Source organism: Halobacillus sp. HZG1, assembly GCF_035818575.1.
Taxonomy (GTDB): domain Bacteria; phylum Bacillota; class Bacilli; order Bacillales; family Halobacillaceae; genus Halobacillus; species Halobacillus litoralis.
In genome coordinates this window covers 1-23,280 of the sequence record NZ_JAYLVQ010000048.1, presented here as the reverse complement: position 1 = coordinate 23,280, position 23,280 = coordinate 1, and the positions used below count along the sequence as shown (strand labels likewise).

At 42.0% G+C, this 23,280-nt stretch carries 26 protein-coding genes; 10 read left to right on the top strand and 16 right to left on the bottom strand.

The annotated features are described in order from the left end of the window. Positions 1 to 252 precede the first annotated feature (252 nt). Complete coding sequence (locus VKA52_RS07360) at positions 253 to 975, top strand: ABC transporter ATP-binding protein (protein ID WP_160915271.1); 723 nt, start codon at positions 253 to 255, stop codon at positions 973 to 975. After that, the gene (locus VKA52_RS07355) at positions 968 to 2,602 is read left to right on the top strand and encodes a putative ABC transporter permease subunit (protein WP_326314808.1); all 1,635 of its coding nucleotides are present in this window, start codon (positions 968 to 970) and stop codon (positions 2,600 to 2,602) included. Before VKA52_RS07360 ends, VKA52_RS07355 begins: the two co-directional genes overlap by 8 nt. A 61-nt stretch (positions 2,603 to 2,663) precedes the next feature. Here VKA52_RS07355 and VKA52_RS07350 read toward each other — a convergent pair whose 3' ends face one another. Continuing rightward, positions 2,664 to 2,870, bottom strand: coding sequence for a zinc ribbon domain-containing protein (locus tag VKA52_RS07350; RefSeq protein ID WP_206948460.1), 207 nt, complete (start codon positions 2,868 to 2,870; stop codon positions 2,664 to 2,666). 27 nt (positions 2,871 to 2,897) lie between these two features. Then, a complete protein-coding gene (locus VKA52_RS07345; RefSeq protein WP_326314806.1) occupies positions 2,898 to 3,317 on the bottom strand; it encodes a universal stress protein in 420 nt (139 codons plus the stop codon). Between the two features lie 281 nt (positions 3,318 to 3,598). Here VKA52_RS07345 and VKA52_RS07340 point away from each other — a divergent pair, with 281 nt between their 5' ends. Next, entirely contained in the window at positions 3,599 to 5,059 is a 1,461-nt protein-coding gene (locus VKA52_RS07340) for a SulP family inorganic anion transporter (RefSeq protein WP_326314804.1), read from the top strand. Positions 5,060 to 5,073: 14 nt separating this feature from the next. Here the strand turns inward: VKA52_RS07340 and VKA52_RS07335 are convergent, their stop codons facing one another. Further along, entirely contained in the window at positions 5,074 to 5,628 is a 555-nt protein-coding gene (locus VKA52_RS07335; protein ID WP_160915281.1) for a GNAT family N-acetyltransferase, read from the bottom strand. A gap of 509 nt (positions 5,629 to 6,137) precedes the next feature. Between VKA52_RS07335 and VKA52_RS07330 the strand changes: the two genes are divergently transcribed. Beyond that, positions 6,138 to 7,010 carry a DMT family transporter gene (locus tag VKA52_RS07330; RefSeq protein ID WP_326314802.1) on the top strand — a complete coding sequence of 291 codons (873 nt, stop codon included), beginning with the start codon at positions 6,138 to 6,140 and terminating at the stop codon, positions 7,008 to 7,010. Positions 7,011 to 7,095: 85 nt separating this feature from the next. On the opposite strand, the gene abc-f is transcribed toward VKA52_RS07330, so the two are convergent. Continuing rightward, positions 7,096 to 8,676 (bottom strand): ribosomal protection-like ABC-F family protein, encoded by a 1,581-nt coding sequence (gene abc-f, locus VKA52_RS07325; RefSeq protein WP_326314800.1) that lies wholly within the window; start codon positions 8,674 to 8,676, stop codon positions 7,096 to 7,098. A 284-nt stretch (positions 8,677 to 8,960) separates the two neighbouring features. On the opposite strand from abc-f, the gene VKA52_RS07320 reads away from it, so the two are divergent. After that, positions 8,961 to 9,494 (top strand): dihydrofolate reductase family protein, encoded by a 534-nt coding sequence (locus VKA52_RS07320; protein WP_326314798.1) that lies wholly within the window; start codon positions 8,961 to 8,963, stop codon positions 9,492 to 9,494. Beyond that, positions 9,491 to 10,114 (top strand): class I SAM-dependent methyltransferase, encoded by a 624-nt coding sequence (locus VKA52_RS07315; protein ID WP_202412518.1) that lies wholly within the window; start codon positions 9,491 to 9,493, stop codon positions 10,112 to 10,114. The genes VKA52_RS07320 and VKA52_RS07315 overlap by 4 nt, the downstream gene beginning before the upstream one ends. Positions 10,115 to 10,129: 15 nt before the next feature. Here the strand turns inward: VKA52_RS07315 and VKA52_RS07310 are convergent, their stop codons facing one another. After that, a complete protein-coding gene (locus VKA52_RS07310) occupies positions 10,130 to 10,309 on the bottom strand; it encodes a hypothetical protein (RefSeq protein WP_160915289.1) in 180 nt (59 codons plus the stop codon). A 128-nt stretch (positions 10,310 to 10,437) separates the two neighbouring features. Between VKA52_RS07310 and VKA52_RS07305 the strand changes: the two genes are divergently transcribed. After that, positions 10,438 to 11,415: a S66 family peptidase gene (locus tag VKA52_RS07305; protein ID WP_326314795.1), complete on the top strand. Its 978-nt coding sequence runs from the start codon at positions 10,438 to 10,440 to the stop codon at positions 11,413 to 11,415. A gap of 39 nt (positions 11,416 to 11,454) precedes the next feature. Here the strand turns inward: VKA52_RS07305 and VKA52_RS07300 are convergent, their stop codons facing one another. Further along, positions 11,455 to 12,213, bottom strand: coding sequence for a (S)-benzoin forming benzil reductase (locus VKA52_RS07300; protein ID WP_326314793.1), 759 nt, complete (start codon positions 12,211 to 12,213; stop codon positions 11,455 to 11,457). Positions 12,214 to 12,351: 138 nt separating this feature from the next. On the opposite strand from VKA52_RS07300, the gene VKA52_RS07295 reads away from it, so the two are divergent. After that, the gene (locus VKA52_RS07295) at positions 12,352 to 12,987 is read left to right on the top strand and encodes a YczE/YyaS/YitT family protein (protein ID WP_160915295.1); all 636 of its coding nucleotides are present in this window, start codon (positions 12,352 to 12,354) and stop codon (positions 12,985 to 12,987) included. A gap of 19 nt (positions 12,988 to 13,006) precedes the next feature. Here VKA52_RS07295 and VKA52_RS07290 read toward each other — a convergent pair whose 3' ends face one another. The 6 genes from VKA52_RS07290 to VKA52_RS07265 all read right to left on the bottom strand — a co-directional run bounded on the left by VKA52_RS07290 (position 13,007) and on the right by VKA52_RS07265 (position 18,203). Continuing rightward, positions 13,007 to 13,444 (bottom strand): hypothetical protein, encoded by a 438-nt coding sequence (locus VKA52_RS07290; RefSeq protein ID WP_326314791.1) that lies wholly within the window; start codon positions 13,442 to 13,444, stop codon positions 13,007 to 13,009. 209 nt (positions 13,445 to 13,653) lie between these two features. Further along, complete coding sequence (dat, locus tag VKA52_RS07285; protein WP_326314789.1) at positions 13,654 to 14,544, bottom strand: D-amino-acid transaminase; 891 nt, start codon at positions 14,542 to 14,544, stop codon at positions 13,654 to 13,656. A 104-nt stretch (positions 14,545 to 14,648) separates the two neighbouring features. Next, a complete protein-coding gene (gene pyrH, locus VKA52_RS07280) occupies positions 14,649 to 15,389 on the bottom strand; it encodes a UMP kinase (protein ID WP_326314787.1) in 741 nt (246 codons plus the stop codon). A 116-nt stretch (positions 15,390 to 15,505) separates the two neighbouring features. Next, complete coding sequence (locus VKA52_RS07275) at positions 15,506 to 16,042, bottom strand: hypothetical protein (RefSeq protein WP_160915303.1); 537 nt, start codon at positions 16,040 to 16,042, stop codon at positions 15,506 to 15,508. Positions 16,043 to 16,213: 171 nt separating this feature from the next. Continuing rightward, positions 16,214 to 17,623: a SpoVR family protein gene (locus VKA52_RS07270; protein WP_160915305.1), complete on the bottom strand. Its 1,410-nt coding sequence runs from the start codon at positions 17,621 to 17,623 to the stop codon at positions 16,214 to 16,216. 82 nt (positions 17,624 to 17,705) lie between these two features. Next, the gene (locus VKA52_RS07265) at positions 17,706 to 18,203 is read right to left on the bottom strand and encodes a GNAT family N-acetyltransferase (protein WP_326314785.1); all 498 of its coding nucleotides are present in this window, start codon (positions 18,201 to 18,203) and stop codon (positions 17,706 to 17,708) included. Between the two features lie 190 nt (positions 18,204 to 18,393). Here VKA52_RS07265 and VKA52_RS07260 point away from each other — a divergent pair, with 190 nt between their 5' ends. Further along, positions 18,394 to 19,107, top strand: coding sequence for a class I SAM-dependent methyltransferase (locus VKA52_RS07260; protein WP_326314783.1), 714 nt, complete (start codon positions 18,394 to 18,396; stop codon positions 19,105 to 19,107). Positions 19,108 to 19,127: 20 nt separating this feature from the next. On the opposite strand, the gene VKA52_RS07255 is transcribed toward VKA52_RS07260, so the two are convergent. Continuing rightward, positions 19,128 to 19,670 (bottom strand): YhcN/YlaJ family sporulation lipoprotein, encoded by a 543-nt coding sequence (locus VKA52_RS07255; protein WP_160915311.1) that lies wholly within the window; start codon positions 19,668 to 19,670, stop codon positions 19,128 to 19,130. 125 nt (positions 19,671 to 19,795) lie between these two features. Then, positions 19,796 to 20,266 (bottom strand): hypothetical protein, encoded by a 471-nt coding sequence (locus tag VKA52_RS07250; protein WP_326314780.1) that lies wholly within the window; start codon positions 20,264 to 20,266, stop codon positions 19,796 to 19,798. Between the two features lie 184 nt (positions 20,267 to 20,450). Here VKA52_RS07250 and VKA52_RS07245 point away from each other — a divergent pair, with 184 nt between their 5' ends. Beyond that, entirely contained in the window at positions 20,451 to 20,687 is a 237-nt protein-coding gene (locus VKA52_RS07245; protein WP_160915315.1) for a YhdB family protein, read from the top strand. Between the two features lie 55 nt (positions 20,688 to 20,742). On the opposite strand, the gene VKA52_RS07240 is transcribed toward VKA52_RS07245, so the two are convergent. Both VKA52_RS07240 and VKA52_RS07235 read right to left on the bottom strand, forming a co-directional pair. Continuing rightward, the gene (locus VKA52_RS07240; RefSeq protein WP_160915317.1) at positions 20,743 to 21,468 is read right to left on the bottom strand and encodes an SDR family oxidoreductase; all 726 of its coding nucleotides are present in this window, start codon (positions 21,466 to 21,468) and stop codon (positions 20,743 to 20,745) included. A 13-nt stretch (positions 21,469 to 21,481) separates the two neighbouring features. Next, entirely contained in the window at positions 21,482 to 23,044 is a 1,563-nt protein-coding gene (locus VKA52_RS07235; RefSeq protein ID WP_160915319.1) for a GNAT family N-acetyltransferase, read from the bottom strand. Positions 23,045 to 23,280: the final 236 nt, after the last annotated feature.

The window sequence follows — 23,280 nt, the reverse complement described above, 5'->3', positions numbered from 1 at the left end:
GGGAAAAAAGTGCTTGGTGAGACCCCACAGGACGCAGTCCGAGGAGGCTCACCGCGCTCCCGCGGAAAGCGAGCTATTCCCCGCAGCCCCCATCCACTCAACAAACGTCTCGAAACTGAGTCTTCAAGAAACCTGCCATTTTCTTCAATAAGCAGAGGAGTAGAATAAAGACAGTGGTGTTGGAAAATTGAAACATTCCCCCTTTTCTTTCGTATAGAAAAGAGGAAAGCAACTTAAGTAAAGGGTGAAAATATGATAGAAATCAATCGTATATCTAAAAGCTTCGCAGGGAAACAAGCGGTAAAAGACCTTGATCTTTCTGTCCCGGATGGAAAGATATTCGGCTTCCTCGGTCCGAACGGAGCTGGAAAATCAACAACGATCAAAATGATGACAGGCATTTTGCCCATCGATGAAGGTTCGATCATTATGAATGGCATCGATGTGGCGAAAGAACCGATGAAGGCCAAGCATCAATTTGGGTATGTCCCGGACCGTTCAGACATTTTTCTAAGGTTAAAAGGGATTGAATATTTGAATTTTATTGCTGATGTATTTGAAGTCCCAAAGGATGTACGAAAAGAAAAAATTGAACATTTGACCAAAAGCTTTGGAATTTATGAGGCTTTGAATGATCATATCCAAACCTACTCCCATGGGATGAGACAGAAAATTGTAGTCAGCGGTGTACTGCTTCATGATCCAGATGTCTGGATTCTGGATGAACCGTTAACGGGGCTCGACCCGAAGTCTTCCTATACATTGAAGGAAATGATGCGTGACCATGCTAGAAGAGGGAAAATTGTCTTTTTTTCCACCCATGTTTTAGAAGTAGTAGAACAGTTGTGTGATGAGGTTGCCATCATTAATAATGGGCATGTGCAATTCAAAGGGAATATGGCTGAGATGAGACAACAATTTAAAGATGATGATAATCTAGAGCAATTGTTCCTGGAGTTGACTCAAAATGAATAAAGCATGGAAATTGATGCGTATCATGGTCAAAATGCAATTATCCATGGCCAATAAAAGCAGTATGGAAAAATTCGGATTTGTCATGATTGGTTTAATGATGATCCCTTTCGGATTGCTCATCTTGTTTTTCATTCAAGGAATCATCGGTAACATGTATGCCGCCCTTGAACCACTAGGGAACGAAGGAGTCATTCTTGGATTATTGTTTGTCATGATGACTTTTATTTTCTGTTTTACAAGTATAGGGACCGTACTCAGTTCTTTTTACTTCGCCGAAGATGTGGAGTCTTTTATATCTTTGCCTTTCCAACCTTATCAAATCTTATTTGGGAAATCTGCGGTTCCGTTTCTATCGTTATATGGTTTGAATGCGATCTTGCTGCTCCCTTCTCTCATATTCTTTGGCTTACATAGCGGAGCCGGCGTCCTTTATTATCTTTCAGCTCTAATCATTTGGTCATTAACACCTATCATTCCTTTCGTCTTAACGGCTATTGTTCTTATGTTCATTATGAGATTCGCCAATATATCCAAAAATAAAGATCGTACAAAAGTACTCGTCGGGCTCCTGGGCTTTGTTTTTGCTATAGGAATTAATGTACTGATCCGCTTGGATTCAGGAACAGGTAACGTAGCAGAAATGCTAACACAGCAGAACGCTCTTCTTGAACTTGTAACAAAATTCTTCCCTACTGCTTACTTCAGTAGTATCGCCCTAACTGAAATAGGAAACTGGACTGGGGTATTTTACTTCCTTCTGTTTGTCACATTATCTTTAGGGGCGTTCTTTGTATTCCTTACTGTTGGCCAAAGTTTCTACTTTAAAGGTGTGCTCGGTTTATCTGGAGGAAAGCGAAGCGACTTTAATGAAGAAAAGATTCAAAAACAAGTAAAGCAGCAGTCTCTATTAATGAGTTTATGGAAAAAAGAGATGCGCATCATCTTTAGAACTCCTACTTTTTTTACACAAATTGTCGTGCAGAGCCTCTTCTTTCCTGTATTCCTAATTATCATTATGATGTTGGACCCCAATGGACCTCTTACAGGGTGGGGGACTCAACTCAATGTTATGGAAGGAAAAAAAGTCATATTAGGGATGTTTGGGATCACAGTTGTCGCACTAGGAATTAACCCCGCCTCCTTCTCTTCCGTGTCCAGGGATGGGAAGAGCTGGTTCAACCATTTATACTTACCCATTCCAGCATCAACGGTCATTTTAAGTAAACTGCTTGTCTCCTTCTTCATGAATGGTTTATCCATCTTGCTTCTAAGCTTGGCTGCATTAATCGTTCTTAAAGTCCCATTCACCATATGGCTGCTCTGGTTCGTGATTTCTCTTATTACAGGCTGGGTCGCGAGCATCGCAGGGCTTATGATTGATTTGTACAGTCCGAAGTTGAATTGGACAGATGAGAGGGAAGTTTTTAAAGGAAGGTTTATCGGAATAGTCCCTCTCGCATTGGAATCAGCGGTGTTTGGGATCATTATTCTGATTTTGTGGAATAGTGGCTTGCAAGGTATATGGACCGTTGGTAGTGTACTGATTCTTGTGTTGGTGACGATCACTGCTCTCACACAATATTTCTTAAATCGTATGGTCCAAAGAAAATACTATAAGATCCTTTGAAGGTTAAAAAAAGCTCTGAGTAAAAACTCAGGGCTTTTCTAATTCACGTGTTTCAGTTGGCTTAACCTCCAAAGAAAAAGTCGAGAATGTTCCCTGCTTTGGAAGCATTTTGGTTGTAAAACTCTGAGTATCCGCAATTCTTGCAATAAACGACAGTAAACTTGTTGTTTTGGACATCCATCATTTTTGATAGACCGGAACCTGTCATTGAAACATCCTTTTTCCCCGCATCTGTGCTTCCACATTTAATACATCCTTGTTCATTCATGGATAAACATCTCCCTTCAAATAGCTATCATTTCACAATCATAACTGGACATTTCGCTCTCTTCGCCACTTTATGGCTTACACTACCCAATACCATTTCTTGCAGGGTATTCAAACCTCTACTTCCAATCACTACAAGATCAAAGTTATTTTCATTTGCATATTTAACGATCGTCGGACCCGGTTCACCATGTTGAATGCTTACTTGATACGAAGCATTTTTCTCCAGAAGAATTTCTTCAATAGGTTTCAATCTCTGCTGCCGGCGCTGTTCAACCATCCTTTGATCACCTTCGGATAAGACATCTGACTTAGACTGCTCACCGTCGATCACATAAACGATTGTAATTTCACCGTCCCCTTGTAAGTGAGCAAGTTCTGCAGCACGTTCAGCTGTACGGATAGAGTGATCGGATCCATCTGCTGCTACTAAGATCTTCTTATACATCGGAATTCCCCCAATCAACTTCATCTGTTTTCTCCATTTTACCATTCTCATTCATCATTTAGGGGGAAAAACTACCATTAAATAACTTACAATAATATGAATTTTGTATAGTTAGGGTCTATATAAGCGAAAAAAAGAGAAAAAAAGAGAAAAATATATATTTATGCGCTTACATGGGGTTATGTAATATCCCCTATAGGTGATATAATCTGATCGTTCTTGCCGGATTTCCGTATTGTTATGGACAATACAAAATAAAAAATGTAGAAAGAGGTGCGCAATTGAACACAGAAACAATTAAACAACAATGGTTCGGAAACGTAAAAAACGATGTGCTTTCAGGCATGGTCGTCGCTATGGCGCTCATCCCTGAAGCGATCGCTTTCTCTATCATCGCTGGAGTCGACCCCATGGTAGGTTTGTACGCTTCCTTCTGTATCGCTGTCGTCATTGCTTTTATGGGTGGTCGTCCAGGTATGATTTCTGCTGCGACCGGAGCTATGGCTGTCTTGATGGTCACCTTAGTCAAGGACCATGGTTTGGAGTATTTACTGGCTGCTACGATTTTGACGGGGATTTTACAGTTTACTTTAGGCGCATTGAAAATCGGACAGCTTATGAAGTTTATTCCTAGGTCCGTCATGATTGGTTTTGTGAATGCCCTAGCGATTCTTATTTTCTCATCACAACTTGTCCATTTTGAAGGGGCAGGATTAGCTATGTATGCGATGGTAGTAGGTTCATTAGCTATTATTTATATTCTACCAAGATTCACCAAATCCGTTCCTTCACCATTGGTGGCTATTGTCGTAATGACAATCATCGCCATTACGACAGGAACTGGATTGAAAACAGTAGGGGATATGGGAGAACTATCCAGTACACTGCCTATTTTCCTTCTACCAGATATCCCATTGACGTTTGAAACATTACAAATTATTTTCCCTATCTCACTGGCTCTTGCTTTTGTAGGGTTACTAGAATCGTTACTAACTGCACAAATTGTAGATGATATGACAGATACAGTAAGTGATAAAAATAAAGAAGCCAGAGGACAGGGAATGGCCAATGTGGTTTCCGGTTTCTTTGGTGGAATGGCCGGTTGCGCCATGATCGGTCAATCAGTTATTAACGTATCCTCAGGTGGTCGCGGACGATTATCAACACTTGTAGCAGGAATATTTATGATGCTGCTGATTATTGTATTCAACGATCTTCTCGTTCAAATTCCTATGGCCGTCCTAGTCGGAGTCATGATTATGGTATCCATTGGAACATTTGATTGGAGCTCACTGACCCGCTTCAAAAAGACTCCGATTACAGACAGTATTGTCATGCTTGTAACCGTTGGTACAGTAGTACAGACTCACGATCTGTCCAAAGGTGTCATTGCGGGTGTCATTTTAAGTGCTATTTTCTTCGTTGCTAAGATTTCAAAAGTGAAAGTTGAGGAAGTATTTGACCAGAATACAGAAAAAATGGTGTACCATGTAAGTGGTCAAGTATTCTTCGCTTCCACAGACAGCTTGCTTAAGCATTTCGACTATGATGTGAAAGCATCCCAAGTAGTAATTGACTTTACCTATGCCCATGTTTGGGATGACTCAGCTGTCGCTGCGATTGATAAACTGATAACGAAGTATGAAGACCGTGATATAGATGTCGAGATTGTTGGATTGAATAAGGACAGCTCCAAGCTTGTTCGACGCCTTACAGTCAATGACAAACTAAATGCCTCATAAGTAAAGCGCAAGGCCTAAGGCCTTGCGCTTTTTTCTATCCATTCTTCTCTCAGCATACTGTAGACACATGAATCCTGCCATTTACCTTTCACAAGTAAATCTTTCCGAAGAATTCCTTCTTTAATCATACCGACCTTTTCCAATACTCTAATCGATCCGGTATTCTCCGGATTTGATGTGGCTACTACCCGCTGCAATTCACAATGCTCAAAACAATAATTGATCATCAATTGAACAGCCTCAGTAGCCAAACCTCTTCCCCAGTAATCTTGATGAATGATAAAACCAATTTCGCCGATTCCATCCCAGTCTCGAATGTTCATCTCGATATTGCCAACCACTTCATCCAATTCTTTTTCTACAATGGTAAAAACATAGCGGCTTCTATGTCTTTGTTGCCGATCAATGATAATTTGACGGACGAAAAAGAGACTATCTTCTTCTGTGTTCGGTCCCCACGGCTGGTGCTTTACCGTCTCTTCGTTCGATGAATAAGGGTGAAAGGCTGACCAGTCTTCTAGTAAGACTTCCCGAAGGCAAATACGGTCACTCTCTGCAATCACTTCCACTCCATCACGTCCTATATCCGTTAATTTATATCATCTATTTAAAAGACATGCTTTTAACTCTTTCATCCAAGGACTGGGATCTTCTTTCACCATATAGGCCCGTACACCTTTGTGTGTATGCAAATAAAGCATTCCATACATGGACGAAGATCTCCGATATGAAACATCATGAATGGCATGAAGAGGAAAAGTTTCCTTTGGCGACACAACACTTGTTTCAAACAGCTTCAACTTATTTTCTTTCTCTAAATAGAGCTGCTGATTATTTTCAATGACACGCTTTCTCTCGAATATGGGTTGAGAACAAATCAACATCTATCGCCCTTTCTTTATTCCTTTACTACTTCAAGTATACCGCACTTTTTAAGACCGTGTATAGACAATCCCCTCCACTCCACTATATGGAAAAATTGTGGAAGAAGTGCATCTGGCTTTCTTTCATTAATTTTTTATATTAGGATGGTAAAGGTGTTTTTTTGCACAACATAAGTACAACTGGAGGAACCATCATGAGCAATCGAAATAAAGGAATCATCTTACTACTTATATCTGCCTTCGGCTTCTCTATGATGGCGGCACTCGTTAAGCTGTCTGGAGACGTTCCGACTGTTCAAAAGACTTTATTCCGTAATCTTGTATCAGCCATTATCGCCTTTGGTTTTGTCATGTACAACAAAGAACGGCTTTTTGGTAAAAAGGAAAATCAGAAGTTGCTGCTTTCCCGTTCAGCACTCGGTACGATCGGGATGGTACTGTTTTTCTATGCCATTGATAACCTTGTATTGTCAGATGCGGATATGCTCAACAAACTCAGTCCATTTTTGTTAATTATCTTTTCAGCTATCTTTTTGAAAGAGAAAGCACGTTTGTATCAGATCATTGCTATTATCGTCGCGTTTATCGGGACACTGTTCATCATAAAACCGGCATTTTCTGTTGAGTTCATTCCTTATCTCAGCGGTATTTTCTCAGCCGTGTTTGCAGCTGGCGCCTATACTTTGCTCCGTGTATTAGGAGATAAAGAAAAATTTTATACCATTGTCTTCTACTTCTCATTTTTCACAACTGTCACTCTGCTCCCTTTCACCATTGCTTTCTATGAACCGATGAGCTTGAAACAATGGGTGTACCTGCTATCCGCTGGGGCATTTGCGACGCTGGGACAGTTCGGTTTGACCATAGCCTATAAATTCGCACCAGCACGGGAAATCTCTATCTTTTTCTATTCTACCGTGGTCTACTCGGCACTCATCAGTATCATCTTATTTGATCAAGTACCCGATATTTTCAGCATCCTCGGTTACTTCACAATCTTCGGTGCCTCGCTTTACATGTTTTTGAGAAATAACAAAGAAGCTAAGAAAGTAGAGGCAGCTCAGTAACCGGAAAAGCCAGCTCGATAGGTGATTTTCACACATAGATACCTCTTTTAACATAAAAAAGCGACCGCTTCCCGGTCGCTTTTTTTTAGTCCTTTTTCAGTTTCTTTAAGTGATACAACGTTTGTTGATAGTCCTCCTCCAATTGATTAACATCATCATTCGGACCAGGCATACTCAACCGGCTGACGAGTTCCGTCAACTTTGTTTCTAATGCCATCTGATCGTAGACGTCATCGTCAGCAACAGGAGGATTCTCCACATACTCCTCCCACTGTTTCCATGTCCCATCGAAGGGTATGAACTTTGAATCTTCGATCATCCATATTTGATCCGCTGTCCTCTCGATGAATGTACGATCATGGGTAACAAAAAGAATCGTCCCTGGGAAATCGCAGATTAACCGTTCTAAAGCATGTATTGCTTCGAGATCCAGGTGATTCGTTGGTTCGTCAAGCACGAGGAAAGTTGCTCCGCTGGCCATCAATTTCGCCATAGACAGTTTCACTCGTTCTCCTCCACTCAATTGGCCTATGGTTTTGTTCATATCCTCAGCAAAAAACCTCAGACGCGCAAGAATGATACGAATGGTAGTTTCGGATAGTGAACTCTCTTCACTTGCATAGTCGTACACTTTCTTCTCAAAAGGTAAATCTTCCAAAGTCTGGTGAAAGTACCCGATCTCTACTCCTGGAGAAAGCCACTCTGTTGTTCGTAAAAGATGTTGGATAAAGGTGGATTTTCCTGTTCCGTTCCCACCGATGAAGGCTGTTTTCGATCCATTTTTCAATGAGAGCTTAGGGGTGGAAAATAGAACCCTTGATCCAACTTTGACCTCGGCCTCCCCCACTTTCCCTATCACCTTTTTATTTGAAGGGTTCAATTTGCTAAACTCCATCTTCACTTGGTCCCATTCCATAGGCTTCTCTGCCTTCTCGAGACGATCCAATCTGCGCTCTAATGTTTTACTGACACGCTCCACCTTCTTTTGATGAGCAGCTGCTTTGTTCTTCCCAAGTTGCCACTCGGAATTTCCCATTCGTTTAGGAGGTTTTCTCATTCCTTTAGATTGGGACTGCTTTTGGCGGATTCGTTCCTCAATTCTGTTTTTTTCTTTCACATACTGTTCGTGCATTTCGTATTTCTGCTTTCGTTCATACTCCTTTTGAACCTCATAAAAATCATAATTTCCTTGGTATTCCGTCAATTCTCCTTGTTCAAGTTCCCAGATTTTATTGCAGCAGCGATTGAGCATCTTTCGATCATGGGAAACAAGAACATAAGCGCCCTTATGCTTGAGCAGTTCTTTTTCTAATGATTCAATGTGCTCCCAGTCCAGGTTATTCGTTGGTTCATCAAGAAAAAGCAAGGAGTGTCCAAGGGAAAGAATTCGCTCCAGTCGAGCGAGTGTTTTTTCACCACCACTCAATGAAGAAGATTTCCACTCTTCTTCATTCATCTGTTTCATCCATCCATAAGAGGTGTGCCATTCCACTTGCGGGGCTACATCGAGCTTTCCTAACAAGTATCGCAGCAAAAGGCTTTTCCCTTCTCCATTTCTTCCTACTAGACCAATTCGGTCTCCTTCATGAATCTTCAGTTCTTTAATATTAAGTAGATCTCGGCTCCCGATTTGATACTGTATATTGGTTGCACGCATGTTTAACATAAATAAACCTCCCTGAACCGTTCCAGAGAGGTTTTTAGTCTGCCATCACTTTTTGGGCACACCACAACATATGTGAAGGGTGATGTAAAAAGCAAGAGGATCCTTTTTAAAAAAGGACAGACCAATCCTGTATCTGGAACGAGTGTTGTTTCTTATTCTCATACTCGTTTAGCAACAGGATTAGTACTTCATTGCTTTAAACGTCAGTCCCTTCTTTTTTGGTTACGTTTATTATATGATGAAGTGGCTTAGGAATACAAGACAAAAAGAATGGAGGAAGTCATATGGGGAAAGTCACATTATACATTGCTCAAAGTGCTGATGGTTATATCGCAAGAGAGGATGGGAGCATTGACTGGCTGCGGGATAGTGCTGACGAAGACTATGGCTATGAAAAATTCATCAACACCGTTGATACCGTTTTTCTAGGAAGGAAAACTTATGACCACATCTTTGAATTAACCGAAGAATTCCCATACAGAATGAAGGATGTCTATGTCGTGAGTAACACGCGCGAAGGCCATGACGATTATGCGACATATCTACAACCTGAACAAATCCTGCCTCTTGTGAACATGCTTAAGAATGAACAGAATAAAACCATTTGGGTTGTCGGAGGAGCAAACCTGATCCATTATTTCATCTCCGCAGAATTAATTGATGAATTCCAGATCTTTATTCAACCAACATTGATCGGTAAAGGCATCCCCCTTTTCAAAAAAAATGACCTTGAAGAAGAACTTCAGCTTACAGAAACCAAAGCCTATCAAGACGGAATGCTCGCCATTACTTACCAAAAGAAGGAGCAGAAGCATTGATTCCACAAGATATAAAAAAGAATCTCTCTAAAGCGTATGACCGTCAATCGAAACAACGCAATCAATCACGCACACAAGATTGGAAAATCAAGGAACGGGGGGCTTTCCTGGAAAAATTAAAGAATGAGAAGAAGCATTCACTGCTCGAAATCGGATCAGGACCAGGAAAAGACAGTCTTTTCTTCTCCCAGGAAGGATTCAACGTTCAGGCAACAGATTTATCCGAAGATATGGTCCAGCTCTGCCGTGAAAAAGGATTGAAAGCAGACGTCATGAGTTTTGATGACTTACAGTTTCCGGAATCATCTTTTGATGCCGTCTGGGCTTTGAACTGCCTGCTTCATGTACCCAAAGAGAACCTCCCTGAAATCCTAAGAGGTATTCGCAGCGTTCTAAAAAAAGATGGGCTTTTTTATTTAGGTGTTTACGGCGGCATCAATCATGAGGGCATTTGGCAGAAAGACTTCCATGAGCCTAAACGCTTTTTCTCTTTTTATGAAGACGAGATTCTTGAATCTATTCTAAAACGTGAGTTCAAGCTTGAAGCGTTTCATAAAATTCCGATAGAAGAAGGTGAAGATGGCCCCACTCATTTTCAGGGAGTTATTCTAAGAAAGTGACTCAGCATTCATGGTTCACTCCCCTCCCCCGTCTCCACCACCATCAGAATGATCGAACTGATGAAACCCAGGCTGCCACGTAGAGTCATCTTTTTTAGAAGAAAGGGATCGACTACTGGTTGACTGTCCAACAAACCTGAAGAGAAGAGCTAAAAAAGCAACAACAAGAATAAACCCAATAATGGTTGAGAACATAAGAACCCTCCTTGCTTATACATACGAGCCGATTTTGAAGATAGTTTCAAAATATTCTAAACCCTGATGGACGCAAACCATATTTTTTGGTATAGTTATTTAATTTACCAATCGAAGGAGGCAAGTTAATGATACCTGAGAAATTGAAAAGGGGAGATGAAATTCGAGTAATCTCCCCTGCCAAAAGTTTATCGATTGTAGCACCTGATCAGCAGAATCTGGCCGTAGAGCGTTTGAACCAGGCGGGATTCAAGGTAACCTTCAGTACATATTCAGCAGAAAGCAGCCGGTTCATCTCCAATCCCGTTGAACACAGGGTAACTGATATACACGAAGCTTTTTCTGATCCGAATGTCAAAGCCATCTTGACTACTCTTGGTGGATATGACAGCAACCAATTGCTGAGCCGCCTTGATTTTGACCTCATCCATAAGAACCCTAAGATCTTCTGTGGGTATTCTGACATTTCAGCTCTCTCCAACACGATATATAAAAAGACAGGACTGGTCACATACAGCGGTCCTCACTTTTCATCGTTTGGTATGGAAAAAGGCATCCACTATACGTTCGACCATTTTATGAGCGTATTCACTGAAACAGAACCGCAAAATATACGTCCAGCTATGGATTGGAGTGACGATCGCTGGTATTTGAATCAACAGGAACGACAATTCCATACCAACCCGGGCTATGAAGTGCTGTATGAAGGTTTGGCTGAAGGCACCTCGATAGGCGGAAACCTTTGTACTTTGAACTTGCTTCAAGGAACGCCGTATATGCCTTCCCTAACAAATTCAATCCTTTTCCTTGAAGACGACATGTTATCAGATCCTTCGACCTTCGACCGTGATTTACAATCTCTAATTCATCAACCCGGCTTCGAGGGTGTGCAGGGAATGGTGATCGGCCGCTTCCAAAAAGAATCACACATGGAGGATGATACGCTCAAGCAGATCCTCCAGTCTAAAAAAGAACTCGAACATATCCCTATCCTATACAATGCGAGTTTCGGTCATACCACACCGATTTTCACTTTTCCTATTGGAGGATGGGTAAGAATTAAAGCCCATAGACAATCATCCACGATTGAACTCCTGGCATATTAATATTAGTAAGAGCCCAGTGATATCACTGGGCTCCTTCAATCATTTCCCTATTAGATCATAGAGTTTATACACCTGACCATTTTCAATTTTATCCGGTTTCTCTAAAAGGTTCATCAATACACTAGCCACCTCATCAGGGGAGCGTAACTCTCCTTCTTCTTTCAATTTCCGGAACTTCCCTACATCGGCAAAAGCGTCTTCCGAAGAAGTACGAATTTCGCCTTGCATGTCTGTATCCATGACACCAGGACTATAGGCAAGTATCGTATGACCTTTCCCTTCCTGCTCCAACGCCAGCGTTTGCGTGAAACGATTAATGGCTGCTTTGGAGCTGCTGTATGTACTCCAGCCATGAATGGTTTTCTCTGCTGCACCCGAAGTAATGTTTATGATTCCAAGAGAAATGTCCCTTTCATTCGCTTCTTTCACAAAACGATTTACAGTCAGAATAGGTGCCGTTACATTAACCTGCATATGTTTTTGCACGGCTTCTGCTTCTAAATTACCAACTGTCTCAATAGGCTCGATGACTCCTGCATTATTAACGAGATAAACATAATGAGTGTCCTTGTGGAAGACAAGATCGATCATTTGATTGAGTCCACGATTTATATCATCCAGGTCACTCAGGTCACAGCTGACATGATGGAAACCCACACCTTTTTCATCTGCCAAAGCTTTCAACTCTTCATTGCCTGATCGTGAAACAGCCACCACATTCACGCTCTTCAAAATGAATTGTCGCGCAATCGCTTCTCCTAAGCCACGAGAAGCCCCTGTTACAACAGCATATTGCATGTCTATCACCCTTTCTCCATTCTTTTTTTTGCTTTCCCTATTGTGCAATCGGCAAACGCTCCGTTCAGAAACTTTACATCACAGAATCCAAACGATATGATAAACGGAGCACAAGTGGACACATAAAGGAGTCTACCTATGAAATATTTGTTTCTGTTTATCATCTATGTGGCAGGACTTGTCGTTTCAAGTCTTGGCCTTGCGCTGATCATACAATCCGGTTTAGGAGTGGGCCCGGGAGACAGCATTGCTGTCGGCCTATCCATGCATTTCCCTGTAACTGTCGGTAGTGTCATGATCGTTGCTTTTGTCATTCTTCTCCTTGTTAATGCCAAGTTGGAGCATAAGCGACCCCAATTCGAATCATTAATCCCAATTATCATCCGCGGAAGAACATTGGATATCTTCCTATACGGAATGCTTGAGAACATGGAGTATGAAGCATGGTGGGCGCAATGGGGCATTTTTTCGCTCGGCCTCTTAGCCACAGCTGTGGGAATCTCTGTTTATTTACGAACTCCATTCCCCCGCATTCCTCTGGATCACTTCATGATGATTATGAATGAAAAAACAAATCAATCCAAAAGCACGGTGCGCATTTTCTCCGAATCCGGAATGGCTCTCATTGGGTTTTTGCTCGGTGCCCCGGTTGGTTTTGGGACATTAATCGTCGCCTTACTGTTAGGACCCCTCATTCAATGGTCGTTCCAATGGGCTAGGCCGATTGCTTCCCTGTGGACAGAACCGAGAAAGAAAATGACTCAAAAAGCGTGATGCTATCATCACGCTTTTTTTATTCATCAAAGGAGAGCTTCGTCACGCCTGTCTCTTCAAGCTTCCTGCCAATGTCTTCTTCAATAGCCAGTCGTTTTTCCATTTGTTCTTCCGTCAGTTTTCCGTCCATTGGTCCGTAGATTTCTGTCATCTGTTTTTCAGCAAGTTTCTCGACCAACTTATCCCAGAAACTGAACTCATCGTATTCTTCTACGTGTGTATCTAATAGTTTCGATTCATAATCTACATCAAGGTCATGAACACCTATTTGTTCCTGATAAGATATCTTGTCCTCAAGATTCGCTTCCTTGTATTTGGATAACACAACCTCTCTTACATCTTCGAACTGTTCATCCAGCTCTAACTTTGTCGAATTGACCATCCATGTACCTAAAAACACCATTTCAACCAGTGTTTCATATTGTTCTTTTGTCATTTCAAGTTTTATATTACCCATAAAAAAACCGCTCCTTTCCTCTTTTCCTTAGCATTATAGCATATCCAAAGTTCTCTATTTATTATGCCGCTTGTTCCTTTTTACATGACTCGCCTTCGTCACATCACGCACCTTGCGCTACGAGATTCATGGGTGCCAGGTATACTGCTCATACTTTCACAATGAAAAGTAACGAAAAAGCCCGGAAGTCCAGACTTCCGGGCTTTCTATTATTCAGCTGCCGTTTGACTTGTAAAGATAGAATCATCCTGATTTATGTGAGCATCTGCTTCATAACACTTTTGCAGCTTCCGTGTAACAGCTCCAGGAAGGCCGTCACCAATCGTTTGCCCGTCAACTTTTAATATCGGCATGATTTCTGAGGTACTGCTTGATAAAAACAGTTCATCTGCATAAGCAAGATCCTCTACCTGGAAGGCTTCTTCAATAAACTCGATCTGTTCTTTCTTGCAGAAAGCCTCCACCCTCATCCTTACACATCCATGTAGAATGTTCTTCTTGGCCGGGTGCGTGTAGACTTTCCCCTGCCGCACAAAGTAGACGTTGGAAGAGCTGCATTCAGTCACTTCACCATTTTTATGGAGGATGGCCTCGTAACACTCATGTTCTTTGGCCGTCTGTTTTGCAAGGACATTCGGAAGCAAGTTTAAACTTTTAATGTAACACCAGTCCCATCGCACATCTTCATGAGTAATGGTACTGACGCCCTCACGTAAGAATGAAATCGGACGAGGAAGATCTTTCACATAAGCATATAAGTTCGCTTGTGTCTGATCAGGAAAAGCATGATCCCTCGGTGCAGAGCCTCTGGTGATTTGCAAGTACACTTTGGCATCTCCGCTGATTTCGTTTTTCCTGAGCAGTTCTTCCAGCCGCTCATACATGTCTTCCTTTTTATAAGGGACATCAATTTTAACAGCTGCCGCAGAACGGTACAGCCGATCGATGTGTTCATCCATTAAGTAATAGTTTCCATTGTAAACACGGATCACTTCATAAATTCCATCACCGAACTGAAGCCCACGTTCTTCGAAGGGGTACTTCAATGTATCCTGCTTTACAAAATCATTTTCTGTCAAAATATGGTCGTGAATCGTCATTACTTCGCCTCCTCAAGTCATCTCCAGGTTTAACGAATAGTTTATCAGAAAAAAGGCCGGGGTTGGACCCTCCGTTGAAAACTTTTTAAACGAGAGCGTTCAACCTATTCCAAAGTTTGAAGCCTGGATGGTCGATGTGAAATGAGAGTACCCTCATCTGTCCCTTTACAAACCCTCTTCATCAGTCCCGGATGATCAAAATTAAAAATGTGGACGGGCAACTTAAAATCCCGCGCAAGAATGAGAGCAGACTGATCCATGATCTGGATGTTTTGAAGAAGAATGTCATCATAATTTAAACGGCCATACATTTGTGCTCCTTTGTGTTTGGCAGGATCCGATGTATACACACCGTCCACGCCTTGTTTTGCAACAAGGATGGCATCACAGTCCAATTCAATGGCCCTTTGGACCGCAGGATAATCGGTCGTCACAAACGGCTGTCCGTTCCCTCCTGCTAAAATGACCACCATACCTTTAGAAAGGTGGTGCAAAGCCTTCAAACGTATATAAGGCTCTGCTACGCTTGCGACTGGTATAGAAGTCATGACCCTTATTTCTTTTTTTGACTTTTTCTTTAACACGCCCCTTAACATCAGACTGTTAATAATCGTGCCGATTGTACCAATATTATCAGCTTCCACACGCTCGATCCCCCAGTCTTCTGCGGTTCTGCCCCTGAAGATATTGCCTCCGCCGACGACAACCGCAACTTCCAATCCACTATCAAGAAGCGAGAGGATTTCGTTTGCAATATGTTCCAGTCGCTGATTGTCGAAACTATCCCTGCTGTCCCCTTTCATGGCACCACCACTAATTTTCAGCAAGACACGAGAATATCTCATTATGAGTCCCCTTTTCATAGACCTTTGTTTATTCGAAAAAAAGAGCCTAGACCTGTGTCTAAGCTCATTATTAAACCAACCTTATCTATGCTATCTTATGCTCAGGCAAGCTTTATTCATTCCACTTCCACAGTGGTTTCCAGCCAGGGATGCTCGTACGGAGCGCCTTCCTTGCCATCATCCATCATAGGGTAAAATGCCAAATCAAGCTCATCCAGGTCTTTGTCATATCGGAAGTCATCAAATTGGATATAGCGAAAAGTAGTGAACGTTCCTTCCTTAGTACCAATCGTATGTCCATTATACGTCGTGCCGTTCGAATCGACCGCTTTAACTAAAAATTCGATATGACCTTTATCTCTCAGCCAATCTTCTTCCTTGTTTCTCATTACAGCATTTCGGTCTCCATACCACATCCCAAGATACAGTCCGCTTGCATTGTTGCGGCTGTAGAGCCTGGTCAAATGGACTTTCGTATCTCCGATTTCCTGAGAAGAAACCGTAATGGGTTCAGGGTGTTGTTTCGGAGCTTCCACCATCGGATAGCTCTGGTTGTTTTTCAGTGCGTTGACTTCCTTATTGTCCACATAAAAAATGACAGCGGCAATTAATACAGCGATCAAACTGTATATAGCCACGCGCACCTTTTTCATCCATCTCACCTCTTTTGCATTAGGAAGGTAAATCTTACCGTCATTATATCAAATTCCTTTTCTCCAAGTTGTCAAAAGAAGGGAGAGGTTTTGTCGATTTCTTACTTATTAAGTCTCAGACCTACTCAAATAAAAAAACTGCCCTTTATTATCTAAAGAGCAGTCTGCCTTCTATAAATACTTCTTCTGAACTTTTTTACCGCCATAGCTGAACACTACATCCCGTCCCTCTACTTTCGTTTCTATGTGAACATTTCGTCCCCAGAGCTGATACACATAAGGCAATGTTTTTTCCAAATATCCGACATCGAGTTCTACGTCTTCAAAATGGTGTTTCAAATAAAGTTCTCCGGCCTTCACGTAATCACCGTCCTGCACAGTGATATAAGGGAACCCGCCATTCACCCTCATGGTGACAAGCTGATCCCGAACGGCTTCATGATCTTTATCCGTGATTTTATATTTTTGACCTTGCTTTTGGAACAGGTATAAATCCTCTCTCCTGGCCAGTTCTTTCGTTAAATAGTTACGGATGAAGCTTTGATCGGATTCAATTTCACGGACCTCGAACATTTTTTCTCTTCCTGAACCGGGTTCGACACCGTGTTTAATCATTTCCTCGGTTGGGTTGTCATAACGATCTTCAATATCCTCGAAAATCTTCAACCCTAAGTAATACGGATTCAGCTGCGTCTTACTTGGCTGCACAACGCTCGCATTGAGTTTAGCGAACTCAATGGACTCATCGCTTGTTAAGTCCATTTCCCGCAAAATTCGTGCATGCCAGTAGGAAGCCCATCCTTCGTTCATAATCTTCGTTTCCAACTGCGGCCAGAAATACAACATTTCTTCGCGCATCATCGTCAGGATATCCCGCTGCCAATCCTCAAGTTCACGGCTGTACTGTTCAATAAAAAGAAGCAAATCCTTCTCAGGTCGTGGTGGGAATTTCTTTTTCTTCCTAAACCTTGGCTGCTCTTCTGAGGAGGATTCATCAATCTTCCAAATATCATCATATTCGGTTTGAACCGGCTTTTCTTCACTTTCTTCTTCGTCCATGGACCAGGCGAGTTTAGGACGGACCAAAGATGGATCAATATGTTCCTGAATGGCAAGAACAGCATCGAGGAATGACTCTACTTCATGTTTCCCATATATTTTATCGTAGGTAGCGATTCTTTCTGCTGTCGCCGCCATACTTTCCACCATGTCCCTCTTCGTATTCTGGAACCGGGCATTGTTCTTAAAGAAATCACAGTGAGCCAGGACATGGGCAACAATCAGCTTATTCTGAATCAAACTGTTTGAATTCAATAAAAAGGCATAGCAAGGATTCGAATTGATGACAAGTTCATAAATCTTACTTAATCCGAGGTCATATTGCAGCTTCATCTTGTAGTACTGCTTTCCAAAGCTCCAGTGGGAAAAGCGTGTCGGCATCCCGTACGCTCCGAATGTATAAATAATATCATCAGGACAGACTTCGTAACGCATTGGATAGAAATCAAGCCCGAAACCTTTAGCGATTTCCGTTATTTCTCTGATCGCATATTCGAGCTTCTTTTGGTCATCTGGTCTCAAAGATGCCCCCTCCTTCGATTTCGCTTATTTAACTATATGAGGGGAAAGCAGCGAACATGAAGGTTCAGGCCATCTTCTTGTCCTACACTAGAATTTTAGACATGATATATTCATCCACAGGCCTCCCGCTGACGATCAGAGACTGCCTCTTGACTCCTTCTTTTTCAAAACCCATCTGTTCATAAAAATGGACCGCTCTCTCATTATGAACCATGACCGTAAGTTCAAGCCTCGTTACTCCATGATGTTCTGCCCATTCAAAAAGATGATGAAATAGCTCTTTAGCGACTCCTAAACCGTGAAAGTCCTTCAATACTCCAGTAATAACACTTGCTGTATGTATGCTCCTTGGTGCTCCACCGCCAAAAACGGTCACATGCCCATTGATTCCTCCGTGTAAGTCAGAAAGAAGGATCGTAGAATTTTCTTCCTTCTCCACCTTTTGAATCAACCTTTCTACCTGTTCGTTCGTGGCTTTCCTTTCCCCATTACCGAATAATAAAAAATCCGTTTCCGACTCCAGTTTCTCCATGAGTTTTCGATAGCCTGCTGCATCACAGATCTCCGCTGTTCTAATCATTTTTAAAGCCCCCTTTCCTTCATTCTATCAGAAGAAAGGCACTCAAACGCCACTCTCTTAGAGGTGTAACTGCGCGACACCAGTACTTTGATCTGAAAAAGTGTGGACTTTAGTCAGCGAACCTGAACATTAGAGATACAACCTTTTTTGAGGTACACTGAATGACACAAGAACAGAAAGGAGTTTTCAAATGAAAAAGAAGATCCTTCACTCCTATGAGCATTTGTCTGCGCATTATGAATTTGATGTTGACCGAAAGCCCTACAATGCTTATCTCGAACGTCCCGCCATGATCGACCTGCTTCCAGAACTTCGAGAAAAAAAAGTTTTGGACGCTGGGTGTGCAGCAGGGTGGTATTCGCGTTACATGGCTGATCACGGCGCAGATGTAACAGCGGTTGACCTCAGTCCTTCCATGATTGCTGCTACCAAGCGGCGAGCAGGAAATGCCAGTATCCAGGCTTTTGTTCACGATTTGTCGAATCCTTTACCGATGGAGAACGACTCTTTTGACTTCATTATCAGCTCACTTACACTGCATTACATAAAAGATTGGACACCCATTTTTCAGGAGTTCTATCGTACATTAAAACCAGGAGGAACACTCCTTTTCTCTACCCATCACCCGTTTATGGATTATATGAACCATGATGTGGATACTTATTTTGCCTGCCAGCAACTTCAGGAGGAATGGAAGGTGAACGGCGAAAAAGTTCCGATGACTTTTTATAGGCGGCCGCTTGAGAAGGTCATTTCTGCGGTAACCGATCATTTCCGGTTCATTCAACTTTCAGAGCCAAAGCCTACGCCTGAATTTAAAGAAGTACACCCAAAGGGGTTCCGTAAAGTTTCCACAAAACCGAATTTCATTATTGTAAAAGCTGAAAAGCCAGAACCTAAATAAATGGTCCTGGCTTTTCGTTATTATGAGCGTTGGTCAGGGAAAATACGGTCAACCATTTCTCCGAATTCACGGAAAAATCCTCTGACAGGTTCACCATTTTGAGCATCTTCTACATAATTGTTCGTCAAGTCAACAAAATCTGGATTCGTTGAAATGTAAACATTGTTTATATCCTGATCTGATTCTTTGACTGCTTTTTTAATTTGCTTTTCCATTTTATCAGAGACTTCGTTCTTGTCTCCTTTTGGATTATCAAGCTCTGCAGCTACATAGGCATTGTCACGTGTTTTCAACACGTAAACACGATCTACGCCATCTACATTTTTTTCGATACGGTTGGCTGCATCTTTGGCCACTTTATAATTCGTGTTATGAACCATTCCGCGATCATTGTCATACTGGTTCGCCTTTTGACCATTTTCGGACATGTCATCTGCTGTACGCTCGAAGCTTGTATTTTCCACTCCGTTGTAGTTGCCGTTGTCTCCAGCTTCTTGCTCTGCCTGACAGGCCACAAGAGATCCAGCTGCTAATAGACCGATGGCTAATACTTTGATTTTCATGATATTCACCCTCCTTCCATCCATATTTACGGTTAGTATGTGTGGTTGAAAAGCAAATATTCGATTGACAAAAACAGGAAAAGTGCGTGAACATCAAAAAAATCCCCAGTTAAGAAAACTGAGGATTAACGATTCAGGAATGGGATACTCCACCATATTTGAATGAAAATTAAATAAACGAAAAAAATAGCATTAATAAATAAAAGGAAAACAGAAACAAGCTTATAATGACCTTCGACTTTTTTATAACCGATGCGAATAAAAATGAAGCCAGCAATGAGAAGCATATACAAGCTGATAAACCATATCCACGTATGAGGGGTGGACGCATCAAAACCTACTTCGTAACCAATTCCATACAACAACCAGGGAGCTAAAAAACATAAAATAGAGAGAGGGAGATACCTTTGATCACTTTTTATGTAGTAAAGAGAAAGAATGGCCACAACCAGGGTTATTCCTCCGATGATTTCCGATATGAGAATCATCACCTGTTGGGTGGCATCAGCTTCAGCTGTTACCAAGCTCAGGAATAATAAAACACCCAGTAAAATGACACACCCCACATTTGCATAAAGAAGATTTTTTTCTGACATCACGAAAACTCCTTCCGTCAAAAGCAAAACTTTTCCATACTATCATAACAAAATTTCCAATGCTTTGCGGAAGAAAAAAGCAAAAATGTGTCGGGATTCCCAGAACTGTGACGAACTCTCTGATTGAGGGGGAACGCTCACGGGGATAATAAGACCACTCCTTTCATAAAGGAAGTGTCATCCAATGAGTCACTATGATTACGATAAAGCCCTGCACTTCATGATTTGGGGGCAATGGGACGATTTGCTCGTCCTCATGGTACGCACAAGGGATGAATTTCTTTCAAAAAAGATTGAAACATTCCTTCACTCGGCCTACTATCCGAGTAAACAAAGCGAAATGCTGGAGTCACACGAAGCTTTGTTGAGTTATATCGATCACGCTCAAGCAACCACCCTACAACCAAACTTTTTCACATAAAAGAAAGACCGGGTCATCCAATTGATGGATGACCCGGTCTTCATTAGTTTTCCTTTTATACACGCGGATAATCCTGTATGAGCGGGTGGAGATGCATTTCATCAATGACCATATGTTTCGGTGCAAGCGCCATATATACAACAGCTTCAGCAATATCATGAACCTTGAGCCACTCTGCTTTTTCCGGGTCTCCCTGAGTCCCATTGGCGAAATAAGTATCCACCATTCCGGGATTAATGGTACCTGCCCGGATGCCATCTTTTCTTACTTCTTGAGCAAGCGATCCCATAAACCCTTGAACCGCATATTTCGTAGATGTGTATAAAGCTCCACCTTCTGGAATTGTATAACGAGAGACATCGGATGCGACCGTAATGATTGTACCGAACTTTTGTGACTTCATGATAGGCAGAACGGCTTTGGTCGCAAGAAATACGCCCTGTACATTAATATCAAACGTTCGACGCCATTCTTCTACAGTCACTTCTTCGATTGGCTTGAAGTCTCCAATCCCTGCATTGTTCACAAGAATGTCCACTTTGCCATATGCTTTCTTCGTTCCTTCCACGACCTGATCCATTTCGTTCTCATCACTCACGTCCGCAGTATAGGCCAAAACATTAGTGAACCCTTGCTTTTCTAGTTTTTCCTTCGTATGGTGAATTTCTTCTGAACTGCCTATAATCGTTAAATAAGCTCCTTTTTCAGCGAGTTGGAACGCAATTTCTTTTCCAATTCCTCGAGAAGCTCCTGTCACAATAGCTACTTGTTTGTCCAACACAACACTTCCTCCCTTACGTTCGTTCTGGCTTTTCTTCTGTGTCTAATTTAAATCGAAGATCAAATAAATCCCGACGTCGATCCCGCAGCTGCCGGACAGTCCCTGATTTTCGTTGTCTTCTCAGTATTTCTAAATCAACATCTCCAACAACAACTGTTTCCACATTTGGGTTACACTCGCCAATAATCCCATCACGGGCAAATTCAAAATCCGATGGCGTAAAGATGCCTGATTGTGCATACTGAATATCCATATTCTCCACTTGCGTCAGGTTCCCTACTGTACCTGCAATAACGGTATAGACCTGATTTTCAACGGCACGAGCCTGGGCGCAATATCGCACGCGCAAGTACCCTTGTCTGTCATCTGTACAAAACGGAACGAAAATGATATTCGCTCCCTGATCGACCGCATAGCGAGCGAGCTCAGGAAACTGGATGTCGTAACAAATTTGAATAGCAATCCTGCCACAATCCGTATCAAAAACTTTGACTGCATCTCCAGGCTGAATGCCCCACCAAGTCCGCTCGTTCGGCGTAACATGAATTTTGTATTGCTTTTCTATCGTACCGTCACGTCTGAATAGATAAGAGATGTTATAAATTTGCTCTTCTTCCTCTACGAAATGAGACCCGCCGATGATGTTCACATTGTACTTCACAGCAAGATGTGTGAACATTTCTATATATTCTTCGGTGTATCCACTCAATTTACGAACCGCTTGAGAAGGTACTTTTTCTTCTAAAAAGGACATGAGCTGTGTAGTGAAGATTTCAGGGAATACGGCAAAATCAGAGCCGTAATCAGCGGCGACATCTACGTAGTACTCGCATTGCTTCGCAAACTCTTCGAAAGAATCGATATTTTTCATCATATATTGAATGACCATGATTCTCACTGGGTGACTTGTCTTGAAATATCGCTTCGTCCTGGCACGATAATCTATATTATTCCATTCCATCAGCGTCGCATACTTTAAAGACTGCTCGTCATCCGGAAGATAGTCTGGATTAATCCGCATGACAGTAAAGCCATTCATGATCTGGAAAGTGAGGACAGGATCATAAATGTTTTGATTGCGAACTTCCTCCACATATTCACGCGGCGTCATTTCATCTTCATACTTGTGGTAATTCGGTATACGGCCACCGATAATGATGCTCTTCAAATTCAACTCGCGTGCTAATTCTTTCCTTGCTTCATACAAACGCCTTCCAATTTTCATACCTCTGTATTCAGGATGGACCATCACTTCAATTCCATACAAATTGTACCCGTCTGGGTCATGATTGGTTATATACCCTTCATCTGTAATGTCATCCCAGGTGTGTTTGTCATCATATTCGTCAAAATTCACGATCAAACTTGAACAGCTTCCAATAATTTTCCCGTCGAACTCGACGACAAACTGCCCTTCTGCAAAATGTGTCAAGTGGCTCTCCAGGTGTTCCCTCTTCCATGGATCCATATCAGGAAAGCAAACCTTTTGTAACTTAAATATCTGTTCGATATCTTTATCCTGCATATTTCTAACAATCATTTTCTTTTCATATTGAGTCAGATCAAGCTTCGACATTTTATCTTCCTCTCCTCATCATGATCGTTCAACCATTTTCATCGTACTCAACCTCCATCCTTCTTGTCTAGTTTTTAACAAAGTTATTCCACTATATGGCAGGTTTCTTGAAGACTCAGTTTCGAGACGTTTGTTGAGTGGATGGGGGCTGCGGGGAATGACTCGCTTTCCGCGGGAGCGCGGTGAGCCTCCTCGGACTGCGTCCTGTGGGGTCTCACCAAGCACTTTTTTCCCGC